Here is a 13,723-nt window from a genome sequence, read left to right as displayed (position 1 = left end):
TTCAGTGCCTTGACTGTCGCGACGGATCGGACGAGGCGGAACCGATAGGAAAGAGGTGACCACACAGCACAGGTAAACCCGGCACTTTTTTTCGCACATGAGACCCGCCCATGGATTCCATCTCCCTGACACCGCCCCATCCACTGACGCTTCAGACTGAAGAGACGCTCCCGTCCCATTCAACGACATCGACTACCGGGACCGCTGCATCCATCCCGATCGGCCCTGTCACGGCTGCACAGGACCTGGCAAATCGGACTGGTGCAATCAAGGCCCAGCTCACCCGGGTATTCGAGCCGCATATAAACGGTGCCAATCGCGAGGCCTTCGAAGCACTGATCGACGATCGTTCACGTACCTTGGCCAATGACGGGGAAACCGCGGAAAGCGTCGATGCCGTGCTGACCAAAGGCTCGCGGCTGGATCGCGCGGCCCATGACACCGTTGGATTCCTTCGTTCGGTTCCCTTCGGCGCGGCGTCCATCGCGCTGGACTTCGCCCCGGCGGTGACCGGCAATGGCTCGATTACCGCGCCGTTGGCGCTGTCGGCGATTGCCGGCCTGGTCAGCAGCGCCGCCGACACGGTCGGCAATGGCCTGATCAAGCGCGCCACCAGCGACACCCAGTGGCTGGTGGCCGAAAATGCCGATCTGGAGCCGGTCATGCAGGAAGCCGCCCAGGCGGTGAAGCCGAGCCTGACGACTCAGGCTATTGAAGGCAGCCTGACTTTCCAGACCTTCTCCGCGCGAAACGTGTTGCGCACGGTCATCCAACCCGTCGTGACGAAGACCGTTGATGCGCAAACGGGCAGCAAGGTGGACTCTGTGATAGCTGCCGTCGGTTCTCCGCTTTCAGGCATGGCTGCCTATGACCTGCAACATTCCATCGATAAATCGAAACACCGGATTGGCCCGGAATACCTGTTGGGGCGTCAAGACTGGCATCAGCGTTACAAAGACCTCAAGAATTATGGCGTAGGGAGTGCTGCGATGGGCATTGCGAAGCGAGTCGGCAGCCTGCCGCTGGACGCGATGCGTGATGGCAGCAAATCGTTGCAAGCCTTGGTTACGCCGACAGGTTTGGTCAGTGGTCTCGGAGCGTTGGCCGGTGGTATTACTGCGATCGGTATGGCGCAGACCGCCGCTGTCAACGCAGCCAGGAGCGCCGGGATTTCGCCTGCGGGTGTTGCGGCGGCTGGTAAGGCGACGGTTACGGCCACGATGGCCCCGGTGCTCGCCGCCTGGGTGACAACGGGAGTGATGACCCAGCCGTTGGCGGACAAGGCCTCTGCCGCATTGGACAGGCTATCCGCCGGTCCCGCTCATCCAGATGAGCTGCAGGGAATGTTGCCCTTGGTCGAAATGTCGACGGCCGAACAGATCGGGGAAGATAGCGACAATGAGGGTGACGACGTCGATTTTGTCTCGGCCCGCTCAACGCTCAGTGCCGCTGAGCGAGCTGTTTAGCTTCCGATAATCCGCGGTCGCTCCTGCCGCGTGGAGGTCAGGAGCGGCCAAGGGACGACTGCGCATTGATGCCGCTGAGGTGCGACCAATGTGCAACGGCAACGGTTCACCTTGGCAGTTAATATGGCACTTCACCGGCCAGCGGTTGCCGCAGATGTATATGGCTGTCATTGGAAGTCCGTTATGCAAAGCGCCTATACCGTCCTGATCCTGTTGATGCTGGTGGGCGTTTCGCGCCTGCTCGGACGGTTGGTCCCATTACCGTTGCCCCTGGTGCAGATCGGCGCGGGTGCGCTGCTGGCCTGGCCGTCCCTGGGCTTGCACGTGGCCCTCGATCCCGAACTGTTCCTGTTTCTCTTCCTGCCACCGTTGCTGTTCTCCGATGGCTGGCGCATGCCCAAGCGTGAGTTGTGGCGCCTGCGAGGGCCGATCCTGACGTTGGCGGTGGGCCTGGTGTTGTTCACGGTGGTGGGCGCCGGCTATTTCATTCATTGGCTGCTGCCGAGTATCCCGCTGCCGGTGGCCTTCGCCCTGGCGGCTGTCCTGTCACCGACCGACGCCGTGGCGGTCTCGGCGATTGCCCGGGACCGTTTGCCCGGGCCGCTGATGCACATGCTCCAGGGCGAGGCGCTGATGAACGATGCGTCGGGCCTGGTGACCTTCAAGTTCGCCTTGGCGGCGGCTATCACCGGGGTATTTTCCCTGGCGGGCGCGAGCCTGACATTCGTGCTGGTGGCGGTTGGCGGCCTGTTGGTCGGCGTGGCCTTGAGCTGGTTGTTGGGGCGGCTGCGGGCCTGGATGATTGCCCGGGGCTGGGACGACCCGGCTACCCATGTGGTGTTCATGTTGCTGCTGCCGTTCGCGGCCTATGTGCTGGCTGAGCGCTTGGGCGCCTCGGGGATTCTCTCGGCGGTGGCGGCGGGGATGATGCAGAGCTGGCTCGACCTGCTGCCGCGCCAGACCGGCACGCGGCTGCTCAATCGCAGTGTCTGGTCGCTGTTGGAGTTTGCCTTCAATGGCTTGATCTTCCTGCTGCTGGGCTTGCAACTGCCGGACATCATCAAGGCGGTGACCAGCCACGAGACGACGCTGTGGCCAACGCTGTTCTACCGCTGCGTGGATGTGGTGGCGATTTTCCTGGTGTTGTTGGTACTGCGGTTTGTCTGGGTGCAAAGCATCTGGCGTCTGTCGGGGCTGTTGCGCCGTTGGCGTGGCAAGGGTGAGCTGATCCTGGTGCCGAACGCACGTTCCTGCTGGCTGTTGACCTTCGGCGGGGTGCGCGGTGCGGTGACGCTGGCGGGCGTACTGTCGGTGCCGTTGCTGTTGGGCGCCGGCGAGGCATTTCCCGAGCGGGACTTGCTGATCTTCATTGCTGCCGGCGTGATTCTGTTGTCGTTGATCGCGGCGTGCATCGCCTTGCCATTGTTGCTACGGGGCATCGAGAGGAGCCCCGATGACAAACGTCGCACCGAGGTCCGCGATGCTTGGCGCAAGACCGCTGAAGCGGCGATCCATGCGCTGGAAGTGGAGGAACCGACCGAGCCTGCCAGTACGCCGGATGCCGCCCAGGCGGCGCTGGCGGCCGAGGTCAAGGCGCGGTTGATGTCCGAGTATCGTCATCAGTTGGACGTGTTCAACGACTCCGCCGAAGCCCAGGCGCTGGCACTCGAGATGGACCTGCTGGAGCGCCGGCTGCGCCTGAAGGCTTTTCGGGCGCAGCGGCTGGAGTTATATCGTCTGAGTCGTCATCACCAAATTGGCGATGATGTGCTGCGTGAGGTGCTGGGGGAGTTGGATCTGGCGGAGGCGAATTTGGGGTTGGGGAAATAGAGGCCATTGCGCAAAGCTAATTGTGGCGAGGGAGCTTGCTCCCGCTGGGGCGCGAAGCGCACCCAAAAACTGACAGCCCGGTATGTCAGGTAAATTGAGTTGACCGCTTTGGGGCCGCTGCGCAGCCCAGCGGGAGCAAGCTCCCTCGCCACAGGGATGGTGGTCTGTCAGACGCACCGAAGTTTCCGACAAGTTTTTAAGGTTGTCCGTCGGAAGCGAGGGCTCTAGCCTTTGGGTGTCGCTGCCAAATCAGCGATCGGACGTGAGAATCCGATTTCCCCTAGTAGGCGCGCAGGCGCCGACCATATAAAGTGCAGGCGCTTTTCGTCTGGGCATTGTGTTATGGCGGCCGTGCGCGGGCATGCTTCGGCATGGCCGGGCTTCTAGGGACTCGGATTCTCACCCCGCGTACGGCTGCCACCCTCCAGTCCGTGAGAAGACTCGGTGGCGGCTTCTAATTCCCCTAGGAGCAATGACATGATCAAAGAGACACCGAATCCTCCAAAGCCAGCCTCCACGTTCCCCTACGGCGACTACGCCCCCGAAAAGCTGCAAGAAGCCGCTGATCGTGCGCTGGATCATTACCTCAAGCCTGACGATAGCGAGTCAGCCCCCAAGCCCTCGGCGCAGATGTTCACGGTGGTGGACAGTGTCGATACCGAAGCCTTATTGGCCAACCTCAGCGAAACCCTGGCTTCGGCCAATGCGATGCTCAGCGACCTGGCGTTTGACCTGGACGGCTCGCGGCGGCATGTAGCATTGGGAGTGGCGCAGATGATCGAGTTGGGGACGTTGTTGGCGAACAAGGCTTTGGATCGGGTAGAGCTGCGGACTTGATGCAATAAGCGCCGGCCTCATCGCGAGCAAGCTCGCTCCCACAGGGGATTTGTGTCGTTCACAAATATGCCAATCGACACCAAGCCCCTGTGGCGAGGGAGCTTGCTCCCGCTGGGGCGCGAAGCGCCCCCAAAACCTGACAACCCTGTGTGTCAGGTAAATTGAGTGGACTGCTTTGGGGCCGCTTCGCAGCCCAGCGGGGATAAATCCCCTCGCCACAACAGCATTTATGCGTGAGCCTCTTCCTGCTCAGGCACCAACCGTACTTCCACCCTCTGACCCAGCGCACGCGCCGCGCTGGCAAGCGTTGCCAGCGTCATTCCTGCATCGTTCTGATCCAGCGCACGATCAACAGCGGTGCGACTGGTGTGCATCCGTTGTGCCAAGGCCTTTTTGGTCACTTTCTGAAGCTTCATGGCTTCGGCAATCTGCCAGGCAATAACGCGTTTGAGCGCAGCGGCGGAAACTTCTTCGGCGATGCCTTGCTCGGCGAGGAAATCGTCAAAATCCGATCCAATATGCTTGTTCATTTGCGGTACCTCATAATCTTGCTTTGCGCTGCTTGGCGGTTGCCATGTCGGTGGCTGGCGTTTTTTGACTTTTCTTGATGAAACCGTGGAGTAGAACCATATCGGAGCCCACCACGGTGAAGAGAACACGGGCAATGGTATCTCCAAGGTCAATCCTGACCTCCCACAGCCCGGTGTCCAGTTTGCGAACCACCGGCATACCTATTGGCCAACCAATCTGAACAGTCTTGATGTCGGTCCCGATCATCCGTCTGTGCTCGCGAGGCAGGTCAGTCAACCATTCGCGAACGGGTTCATTCCCAGCGTCTGTGCGGAAAAAACGTACGTTCAGTATTGGGGCAATATCAACCATGAATGAAGTGTACCGAAATAGGTGCATTGCGCAACCCAGGCATCACTGAGGATTTGTACAGGGGGAGGTGGTGGTCGGTACGGATGTTGCTGTTGGGGCCGCTGCGCAGCCCAGCGGGAGCAAGCTCCCTCGCCACAACAGCGGTCCACTTCAGTCCGATACAGCCATCAACCCCGACGCTGGATAAACGCGCGAATCCGCTCCGCCGCTTCCACGCATTCAGCTAGCGGCGCGACCAGGGCCATGCGCACGCGCCCGGCACCCGGGTTGACGCCATCCACTTCGCGGGACAGGTAGGAACCCGGCACCACGGTCACGTGTTCCTGTTCGAACAGGTCGCGGCAGAACGCTGCATCATCGCCGGCCACGTTTGGCCACAGGTAGAAACTGCCATCGGGACGTTGCACGTCCAGCACCGGGCTGAGGATTTCCAGCACGGCGTCGAATTTTTCCCGGTACAGCGCACGGTTGGCCCGTACATGGACTTCATCGTTCCACGCCGCGATGCTCGCCAGTTGGGTCTGAACCGGCATGGCGCAGCCGTGGTATGTGCGGTACAGCAGGAAACCCTTGAGGATGTCCGCGTCGCCAGCGACGAAACCGGAGCGCAAGCCTGGCAGGTTGGAGCGTTTGGACAGGCTGTGGAACACCACGCAGCGCTTGAAATCCTTGCGACCGAGTTCGACGCAGGCGCTGAGCAGCCCCGGCGGCGGGGTCTGTTCGTCGAAGTACAGTTCGCTGTAGCACTCGTCCGCCGCGATGACAAAGTCATGTTCGTCAGCCAGGGCGATGAGTTTTTTCAGCACGTCCACCGGGATCAGCGCGCCGGTCGGGTTGCCAGGGGAGCACAGGAACAGGATCTGGCAGCGCTTCCAGATGTCGGGTGAGACGGCATCGAAATCCGGATTGAAGCCGTTTTCGTCCAGGCACGGCAGGTAGTGCGGCTTGGCCCCGGCCAGGAACGCCGCGCCTTCGTAGATCTGGTAGAACGGGTTCGGGCTGACCACCAGGGCATCGTCGCCACGGTTGACCACGGTCTGGGTGAAGGCGAACAAGGCTTCACGGGTGCCATTGACCGGCAGCACGTGGCGCGCCGGGTCCAGCCAGCCGTTCGGCACGTTGAAGCGACGCTCGCACCAACCAGTGATGGCCTCACGCAATTCCGGGATGCCGAGGGTGGTCGGGTACACGGCCATTTTTTCCAGATTGCTGGCCAGGGCTTCAGCCACGAAGCTGGGCGAGCGATGCTTGGGTTCGCCGATGGACAGGGCGATCGGGCGCTTGTCCGGGTTGGGCGTGACGCTGCCAAGCAAGGCGCGGAGCTTTTCGAACGGGTAGGGCTGCAACTGGTTCAAAGCGTTGTTCATCAAGGGCCTCGTTCAATGTGGGAGCGAGCAAGCCCGCTCCCACAGGGGGAATTTGTTCGTTCAGATGCTGATACGTGTCATGTGAGCATCGGGTTCCTGGTTGACGCTCAAATGCTGCACGATCGCTTCCTGCAAGCGGCTGCACAGCTGCGGATCGGACAGCGGCTGGTTATGTGCGTCGGTGATGAAGAAGACGTCTTCCACTCGTTCGCCGAGGGTGGCGATCTTGGCGTTTTGCAGCGACAGGTCGAACTCCAGGAAAATATGGCCGATTCGCGCCAGCAGGCCCGGGCGGTCCGGGGCGCTGAGTTCCAGGACGGTGACCTGGCGCTGGGCGTCGTTGTGGATCGTCACCTGTGGGGCAAACGCAAAATGCTTGAGCTGGCGCGGCACCCGGCGCTGGATGATGGTCGGATAGTCCGCCGGGTTGCGCAGGGCTTCGGTCAGGCCGTCGCGAATCTGCTTGACCCGCGCCGGGTTGTCGCCAATCGAGTCGCCGTCGGTGTCGAGCACGATGTAGGTGTCGAGGGTGAACTGGCTGCTCGAGGTAATGACCCGGGCGTCATGGATGTTGAGGTTGAGCTGGTCCATCGCTGCCACGGTCACGGCGAAGAAGTCGTGCTGGTCCGGGGCGTAGATGAAGATCTGCGTGCCGCCCTCGAACTCGCGCTGGGTGGTTTCCTTGATCAGCACCAGCGGCCCGCCATCGGCCGGTTGCTGCAGGATCGCATCGCTGTGCCAGGCCACGTCGCCGGCGGTATGGCGCAGGAAGTAGTCATCGCCCAATTGCGACCAGAGCTGCTCGACGTCGTCCGGGTCGGTGCCACCGCGCACCAGGATGTCCAGGGCTGCGCTTTGGGTGCGACGGATCTGCTCTTCGCGATCCACGGGGTTTTCCAGGCCGCGGCGCAAGGCGCGCTTGGTCTCGGTGTAGAGCTGGCGCAACAGGCTGGCGCGCCAGGAGTTCCACAGGCTTGGGTTGGTGGCGTTGATGTCGGCCACAGTCAGCACGTAGAGATAGTCCAGGCGCGTTTCATCGCCGACGATCTGGGCGAAGTCGTGGATCACCTGCGGGTCGGACAAATCCTTGCGCTGGGCGGTGGTGGACATCATCAGGTGGTTCTGCACCAGCCAGACGATCAGTCGGCTGTCCCACAGCGGCAGTTGATGGCGCTGGCAGAAAGCCTCGGCATCCACCGCGCCAATCTCGGAGTGATCGCCTTGACGACCCTTGCCGATATCGTGATACAGCCCTGCCATGTAGATCAGTTCGGGCTTGGGCAACTTGGCCATGAGCTTGCTGGCCAGCGGGAATTTCTCCGACACCTGGGTGTACTGGAGCTTACGCAGGTGCTTGATCAGGTTCAGGGTGTGGGCATCGACCGTATAGATGTGGAACAGGTCGTGCTGCATTTGCCCAACGATGAAACCGAACTCCGGCAGATAACGCCCGAGAATCCCGTAGCGGTTCATGCGCCGCAGGTTGCGATGCACGCCGATCTTGCACTTGAACAACTCGATGAACAGGCTGGTGTTGCGGATGTCGTGACGGAAATCTTCATCGATCAGGTGACGGTTTTCCCGCAGCAAGCGAATGGTGTCGGCGCGTACACCCTTGATTTCCGGTTGCTGGGCCATGAGCACGAAGATTTCCAGCATGGCGAACGGCGTGCGACGGAATACATTGGCGTTGCGCGCCTCGATGTAGCCGTCGTGCAGTTGGAAACGTGAATTGATCGGCTGCGGCGGTTCTTCGTCTTCGGGGGCGAGGATGACTTCCTCGAAGTGCTGGATGATCAGTTCGCTGAGTTGGGCGATGCTCATCACCACGCGGTAGTACTGCTGCATGAAGTTTTCGATGGATTGCTTGGCATCCTGCCCTTCGAAACCCAACAGGCTGGCGATGGAGCGCTGATGGTCGAACAGCAGGCGATCTTCGGCGCGCCCGGCCAGCATGTGCAGGGCGTAGCGGACCTTCCACAGGAATTCCTGGGACGAGGCCAGCAAGGCGTTTTCGCTTTCCACCAGGAAACCTTCACCGGCCAGGGCGCGCAGGTTCAGCGTGCCGTACTGGCGCCGGGCGACCCATAGGATCGTCTGGATGTCCCGCAGCCCGCCGGGCGAGCCCTTGACGTTGGGCTCCAGGTTGTATTCGGTGTCGTTGTACTTGTGGTGGCGGGCCTTCTGCTCGGCGCGCTTGGCCAGGAAAAAGTCCTTGCTGGGCCACATGTGCGCCGTGCTGGTGACATCGAGCATGCGCTGGCGCAGGTGCTCGGGGCCGGCGATGGTGCGACTTTCCATCAGGTTGGTGATCACCGTCAGGTCGGCGCGGGCCTCGTCGGCGCATTCCTGCACCGAGCGCACGCTCTGGCCGACTTCCAGGCCGATGTCCCACAGCAGCGTCAGGAACCGCTCGATGGAGTCACGGAAAACTTCATGATCGGCGCTGTCGAGCAGGATCAGCAGATCGATGTCGGAGTAGGGGTGCAGTTCGCCGCGCCCGTAGCCGCCGACCGCCACCAGGGCGATGTCGGCATCCTCGCTCCAGTTGAACTGTTCCCAGGCTTTTTGCAGGATGTTATCGACGAACCAGGCACGGTCCTCGATCAGCCGCCGAATGTCCCGGCCGTTGCGAAAGCGCTGGTCGAGCACTTCGTGGGCCTGGCGGATCGCCTTCTTGAACGCCGCGATGGGGCTTGCCTTCAGGGCCAGTTCAGCCTGGAACTGGCCGCGGTCGAAGAGTTCGGGATCCACCTGCGGCATTGAATGACTTTCCTTTCTATCTATAGGCTGGGTTCGGATCAGGCGGAAACGCGAGGGATGGTGTCATCGCTGCGCAGGGTAAAGATCTCGTATCCGGTCTCGGTGACCAGCAAGGTGTGTTCCCACTGGGCCGACAGCTTGCGATCCTTGGTGATGGCAGTCCAGCCGTCGCCCAGCACCTTGGTATCGGCGCGTCCCTGGTTGATCATCGGCTCGATGGTGAAGGTCATGCCCGCCTGCAGTTCCATGCCGGTGCCGGCACGGCCGTAGTGCAGGATCTGCGGTTCTTCGTGGAACACCTTGCCGATGCCATGGCCGCAGAATTCGCGTACCACCGAGAAGCCGTTTTTCTGCGCGTGCTTCTGGATCACTTCGCCGATGTCCCCCAGGCGGCAGCCCGGCTTCACCAGTTCGATGGCCATGTACATGCATTCCTGGGTGACCTTGGACAGGCGCTCGGCCCACTCCGGCACGTTGCCGACATGGAACATGCGGCTGGTGTCGCCGTGAAAGCCGTCCTTGATGACGGTGACGTCGATGTTCAGGGTGTCGCCATCCTTCAACGGTTTTTCGTTGGGGATGCCGTGGCAGACCACGTGGTTGATCGAGGTGCAGATCGACTTCGGGAAGCCTTTGTAGTTGAGCGGGGCCGGGATGGCTTTCTGCTCGTTGACGATGTAGTCATGGCAGATGCGGTCCAGCTCTTCGGTGGTCACGCCAGGCTTGACGTAGTCGGCGATCATCTCCAGCACATCGGCGGCGAGTTTGCCGGCGACACGCATTTTGGCGATGTCCTCGGGAGTCTTGAGGGTAACGGTCATACAGGCTCTCTCTGCGCCCGACGGCGCTGTTCAAAACGAAATGGGCGGCGGATGGGGATCCGGGCGGCCCTGAAAACGCGATTCTAACAGACGATCAGTACAATGAGCTCTCCAGGCTGGAACTCTGTGGTGAGGGGATTTATCCCCGTTGGGCTGCGCAGCAGCCCCAAATCAGGCAGCATGGTGTATCAGGTCGATTGAATCGCCTGGTATGGGGCCGCTACGCGTCCCAGCGGGGATAAATCCCCTCGCCACAAGAGGTTTTCAGATTCCGTGTTCCGTTTTCGCCCTTGCTGTGGTATAAAATGCGCCGCTTTCCGGGGATGACCCCGTAAGCTTAAATCCACACACGTGTCGACACGATGACCTGGGTGCCTTTGGCTTATATAGCCGCTGGTTGGTCATTGGGATACGTGGAGGCCAAACCCGACTTATCAAGGAACTATCATGTCCCAAGTCAACATGCGCGATATGCTGAAGGCCGGTGTGCACTTCGGTCACCAGACCCGTTACTGGAACCCGAAAATGGGCAAGTACATTTTCGGCGCGCGTAACAAGATCCACATCATCAACCTTGAAAAAACCCTGCCGATGTTCAACGAAGCACTGACCTTCGTAGAGCGCCTGGCCCAGGGCAAAAACAAGATTCTGTTCGTCGGCACCAAGCGTTCCGCTGGCAAGATCGTTGCTGAAGAAGCAGCACGTTGCGGTTCGCCGTACGTCGATCACCGCTGGTTGGGCGGCATGCTGACCAACTTCAAGACCATTCGCGCTTCCATCAAGCGTCTGCGTGACCTTGAAGTCCAGTCCGAAGACGGTACTTTCGCCAAGCTGACCAAGAAAGAAGCGCTGATGCGCACTCGCGATCTTGAGAAGCTGGACCGCTCCCTGGGCGGTATCAAGGACATGGGCGGTCTGCCTGACGCGCTGTTCGTGATCGACGTTGACCACGAGCGCATCGCGATCACCGAAGCCAACAAGCTGGGTATCCCGGTCATCGGTGTTGTCGATACCAACAGCAGCCCGGAAGGCGTTGACTACATCATCCCAGGCAACGATGACGCCATCCGCGCCATCCAACTGTACATGGGTTCGATGGCTGACGCTGTTATCCGTGGTCGCAACAACGTGAATGGCGGCACCGAAGTCTTCGCTGAAGAAGCTCCGGCAGCAGCCGCTGAGTAATTGACGCCCTGGCGTTGACTCAGTAAGCAAAAAGGGGGCTTGGCCCCCTTTTTGCCACCTCGAAAACCATTTGCCGCCAGCGCAGGGACTTGTTTGTAACCTGCCGCGGCCTATAAGCAGTGGTTTTCCAGGAAGAATTGATCGCCCGTTCGATCGGGTGGAATGGTTGAAAACCTATCCAAGAGGATTTTGAAATGGCAGAGATTACTGCAGCGTTGGTCAAAGAACTGCGCGAGCGTACCGGCGAAGGCATGATGGACTGCAAGAAAGCCTTGACCAAGGCTGGCGGCGACATCGAAAAAGCCATTGATGACATGCGTGCTTCGGGCGCCATCAAGGCTGCCAAGAAAGCGGGCAACGTTGCCGCTGAAGGCGCCATCGCCATCAAGGACGACGGCAAGGCTGCCGTTCTGCTGGAAGTTAACTCCCAGACCGACTTCCTGGCCCTGCAGGATGACTTCAAGGCATTCGTCGCTGCCAGCGTCGAAAAAGCCTTCGCTGACAAACTGACCGACGCAGCTCCGCTGATCGAAGCTCAGGAAGAAGCGCGCCTGGTCCTGGTTGGCAAGACCGGCGAAAACGTCAACATCCGCCGTCTGGTTCGTGTTGAAGGTGACGTGGTCGGTACCTACCTGCACGGCAACAAGATCGGTGTTGCGGTTGTCCTGAAGGGCGGCGATACCGAGCTGGCGAAAGACATCGCCATGCACGTTGCTGCAACCAACCCTGAGTTCCTGCTGCCTTCGGACGTTTCGGCTGAAGCGATCGAGCGCGAGAAGGGCGTTTTCCTGCAGCTGAACGAAGAAAAGCTGAAAGGCAAGCCTGCTGAAATCGCAGAAAAAATGGTCAGCGGCCGTATCTCCAAGTTCCTGGCCGAAGCCAGCCTGGTTGAGCAGGCTTTCGTCAAGAACCCGGAAGTCAAGGTTGGCGACCTGGCGAAGAAAGCCGGTGCTGAAATCGTTTCGTTCACCTACTTCAAAGTGGGCGACGGCATCGAGAAGCCGGTCGACAACTTCGCTGAAGAAGTTGCTGCCCAAGTAGCTGCTGCCAGCAAGCAATAAGACGGTTTTTACAACTGTCGCCCTGAAGAGGCTGCCCGCTTAACGCGCGCAGCCTCTTTTTGGATGGGGATGCCGATTTTTATTGGTTTCCTGTCGGAACTGGCTTACAAAGCCGTGTTCCGATGGCGCTGTGTCAGCGTCAGACTAGAGTAGACGCAGGCTGCAAACAGCCTGCAAAGAATTTTCGAAAATACGCCGCAGGAGAGATTCGCAATGGCTCAGCAGGGCAGTGGTTATCAGGCTCGCTATAAACGCATTCTACTCAAGCTTAGCGGCGAGGCCCTGATGGGCTCGGAAGAGTTCGGGATCGATCCGAAAGTGCTGGATCGCATGGCCCTGGAAGTCGGCCAGCTGGTCGGGATCGGCGTTCAGGTCGGTCTGGTCATCGGCGGCGGCAACCTGTTTCGCGGCGCGGCGCTGAGCGCGGCCGGCATGGACCGGGTCACGGGCGACCACATGGGCATGCTGGCTACTGTGATGAACGCCCTGGCTATGCGTGACGCGCTGGAGCGTGCCAATATCTCGGCCATCGTGATGTCGGCCATTTCCATGGTTGGCGTAACCGATCACTACGACCGCCGCAAAGCCATGCGCCACCTCAACTCCAAGGAAGTGGTGATTTTTGCCGCCGGTACCGGTAATCCGTTCTTCACCACGGATTCGGCCGCCTGCCTGCGAGCGATCGAGATCGATGCCGATGTCGTGCTCAAGGCAACCAAGGTCGATGGCGTCTATACCGCTGACCCGTTCAAGGACCCGCATGCCGAGAAGTTCGATCATCTGACCTACGATGAAGTGCTGGATCGCAAGCTGGGGGTAATGGATCTGACGGCTATCTGTCTCTGCCGCGACCACAAGATGCCGCTGCGTGTCTTTAACATGAACAAGCCCGGTGCCCTGCTGAATATCGTCCATGGCGGCGCCGAAGGAACACTGATCGAGGAAGTTCAACAATGATCAACGAAATCAAGAAAGACGCTGAACAGCGCATGCAGAAATCCCTGGAGTCCCTGGCGCACAACTTCGGTCGCATCCGCACCGGCCAGGCGCACCCGAGCATCCTTGAGGGCGTGATGGTGCCGTACTACGGCTCCGATACCCCGATCAAGCAAGTGGCCAACATCACCGTCAAGGACGCGCGTACCCTGCAGGTCGTGGCCTTTGAGCGCAATATGCTGGCCGCGGTCGACAAGGCCATCGGCAGTGCCGGTCTGAACCTGAACCCGACCAACCTGGGTGAGCTGCTGCTGATCTCCATGCCGGCCCTGACCGAAGAGACCCGCAAGGGCTTCACCAAACAGGCTCGTGACGTGGCTGAAGACGCCCGTGTTGCCGTACGCAACATCCGTCGTGATGCCAACAGCCAGCTCAAGGACCTGGTCAAGGAAAAGGAAATCAGCGAAGACGAAGAGCGTCGTGCCACTGGCGAGATCGACGACCTGACCAAGAAGTACGTGGCTAAGATCGACGCGGATTTGGCGCAGAAAGAAAAAGACCTGATGGCCGTATAA

At 60.3% G+C, this 13,723-nt stretch carries 12 protein-coding genes; 7 read left to right on the top strand and 5 right to left on the bottom strand.

The genetic code is table 11. From position 1 onward, the window contains the following. Nucleotides 1-110 precede the first annotated feature (110 nt). The 3 genes from BM300_RS21205 (at nucleotide 111) to BM300_RS21195 (ending at nucleotide 4,133) form a co-directional block, all read left to right on the top strand. Nucleotides 111-1,466, top strand: a complete 1,356-nt coding sequence (locus BM300_RS21205; protein ID WP_092223255.1) for a type III effector protein RopAA — start codon at nucleotides 111-113, stop codon at nucleotides 1,464-1,466. A gap of 183 nt (nucleotides 1,467-1,649) precedes the next feature. After that, entirely contained in the window at nucleotides 1,650-3,296 is a 1,647-nt protein-coding gene (locus BM300_RS21200; protein WP_092463891.1) for a Na+/H+ antiporter, read from the top strand. A gap of 477 nt (nucleotides 3,297-3,773) precedes the next feature. Next, nucleotides 3,774-4,133 carry a DUF6124 family protein gene (locus BM300_RS21195; RefSeq protein ID WP_092144053.1) on the top strand — a complete coding sequence of 120 codons (360 nt, stop codon included), beginning with the start codon at nucleotides 3,774-3,776 and terminating at the stop codon, nucleotides 4,131-4,133. Between the two features lie 227 nt (nucleotides 4,134-4,360). Here the strand turns inward: BM300_RS21195 and BM300_RS21190 are convergent, their stop codons facing one another. The 5 genes from BM300_RS21190 to map all read right to left on the bottom strand — a co-directional run bounded on the left by BM300_RS21190 (nucleotide 4,361) and on the right by map (nucleotide 9,966). Then, a complete protein-coding gene (locus BM300_RS21190; protein WP_057448352.1) occupies nucleotides 4,361-4,663 on the bottom strand; it encodes an XRE family transcriptional regulator in 303 nt (100 codons plus the stop codon). Between the two features lie 10 nt (nucleotides 4,664-4,673). Then, nucleotides 4,674-5,015, bottom strand: a complete 342-nt coding sequence (locus BM300_RS21185) for a type II toxin-antitoxin system RelE/ParE family toxin (RefSeq protein WP_170862084.1) — start codon at nucleotides 5,013-5,015, stop codon at nucleotides 4,674-4,676. Between the two features lie 167 nt (nucleotides 5,016-5,182). Next, nucleotides 5,183-6,382, bottom strand: coding sequence for a succinyldiaminopimelate transaminase (dapC, locus tag BM300_RS21180; protein ID WP_063322768.1), 1,200 nt, complete (start codon nucleotides 6,380-6,382; stop codon nucleotides 5,183-5,185). A 60-nt stretch (nucleotides 6,383-6,442) separates the two neighbouring features. Next, a complete protein-coding gene (locus BM300_RS21175) occupies nucleotides 6,443-9,145 on the bottom strand; it encodes a [protein-PII] uridylyltransferase (RefSeq protein ID WP_063322767.1) in 2,703 nt (900 codons plus the stop codon). Nucleotides 9,146-9,183: 38 nt separating this feature from the next. Further along, on the bottom strand, nucleotides 9,184-9,966 hold the full coding sequence (gene map / locus BM300_RS21170) for a type I methionyl aminopeptidase (RefSeq protein WP_057448350.1): 783 nt from the start codon (nucleotides 9,964-9,966) through the stop codon (nucleotides 9,184-9,186). A gap of 447 nt (nucleotides 9,967-10,413) precedes the next feature. Between map and rpsB the strand changes: the two genes are divergently transcribed. The 4 genes from rpsB (at nucleotide 10,414) to frr (ending at nucleotide 13,723) form a co-directional block, all read left to right on the top strand. Beyond that, nucleotides 10,414-11,151 carry a 30S ribosomal protein S2 gene (rpsB, locus tag BM300_RS21165; RefSeq protein ID WP_003198231.1) on the top strand — a complete coding sequence of 246 codons (738 nt, stop codon included), beginning with the start codon at nucleotides 10,414-10,416 and terminating at the stop codon, nucleotides 11,149-11,151. A 194-nt stretch (nucleotides 11,152-11,345) separates the two neighbouring features. Continuing rightward, complete coding sequence (tsf, locus tag BM300_RS21160) at nucleotides 11,346-12,212, top strand: translation elongation factor Ts (protein ID WP_092144062.1); 867 nt, start codon at nucleotides 11,346-11,348, stop codon at nucleotides 12,210-12,212. 213 nt (nucleotides 12,213-12,425) lie between these two features. Then, nucleotides 12,426-13,169, top strand: a complete 744-nt coding sequence (gene pyrH, locus BM300_RS21155; protein WP_003198235.1) for a UMP kinase — start codon at nucleotides 12,426-12,428, stop codon at nucleotides 13,167-13,169. Then, on the top strand, nucleotides 13,166-13,723 hold the full coding sequence (frr, locus tag BM300_RS21150; protein ID WP_063322765.1) for a ribosome recycling factor: 558 nt from the start codon (nucleotides 13,166-13,168) through the stop codon (nucleotides 13,721-13,723). Before pyrH ends, frr begins: the two co-directional genes overlap by 4 nt.

This window comes from Pseudomonas sp. NFACC46-3 (assembly GCF_900114515.1).
Lineage (GTDB): Bacteria > Pseudomonadota > Gammaproteobacteria > Pseudomonadales > Pseudomonadaceae > Aquipseudomonas > Aquipseudomonas fluorescens_Q.
Note: the sequence above shows the minus strand (reverse complement) of the source record. Positions and strands in the feature narration are given on the sequence as shown.

Excerpts from the sequence above, each read along its gene's own strand:
- frr (WP_063322765.1), top strand. The coding sequence starts at position 13,166 with ATGATCAACGAAATCAAGAAAGACGCTGAACAGCGCATGCAGAAATCC.
- BM300_RS21195 (WP_092144053.1), top strand. The coding sequence starts at position 3,774 with ATGATCAAAGAGACACCGAATCCTCCAAAGCCAGCCTCCACGTTCCCC.
- BM300_RS21200 (WP_092463891.1), top strand. The coding sequence starts at position 1,650 with ATGCAAAGCGCCTATACCGTCCTGATCCTGTTGATGCTGGTGGGCGTT.
- BM300_RS21190 (WP_057448352.1), bottom strand. The coding sequence starts at position 4,663 with ATGAACAAGCATATTGGATCGGATTTTGACGATTTCCTCGCCGAGCAA.
- dapC (WP_063322768.1), bottom strand. The coding sequence starts at position 6,382 with ATGAACAACGCTTTGAACCAGTTGCAGCCCTACCCGTTCGAAAAGCTC.
- tsf (WP_092144062.1), top strand. The coding sequence starts at position 11,346 with ATGGCAGAGATTACTGCAGCGTTGGTCAAAGAACTGCGCGAGCGTACC.
- BM300_RS21175 (WP_063322767.1), bottom strand. The coding sequence starts at position 9,145 with ATGCCGCAGGTGGATCCCGAACTCTTCGACCGCGGCCAGTTCCAGGCT.
- pyrH (WP_003198235.1), top strand. The coding sequence starts at position 12,426 with ATGGCTCAGCAGGGCAGTGGTTATCAGGCTCGCTATAAACGCATTCTA.
- BM300_RS21205 (WP_092223255.1), top strand. The coding sequence starts at position 111 with ATGGATTCCATCTCCCTGACACCGCCCCATCCACTGACGCTTCAGACT.
- map (WP_057448350.1), bottom strand. The coding sequence starts at position 9,966 with ATGACCGTTACCCTCAAGACTCCCGAGGACATCGCCAAAATGCGTGTC.
- rpsB (WP_003198231.1), top strand. The coding sequence starts at position 10,414 with ATGTCCCAAGTCAACATGCGCGATATGCTGAAGGCCGGTGTGCACTTC.
- BM300_RS21185 (WP_170862084.1), bottom strand. The coding sequence starts at position 5,015 with ATGGTTGATATTGCCCCAATACTGAACGTACGTTTTTTCCGCACAGAC.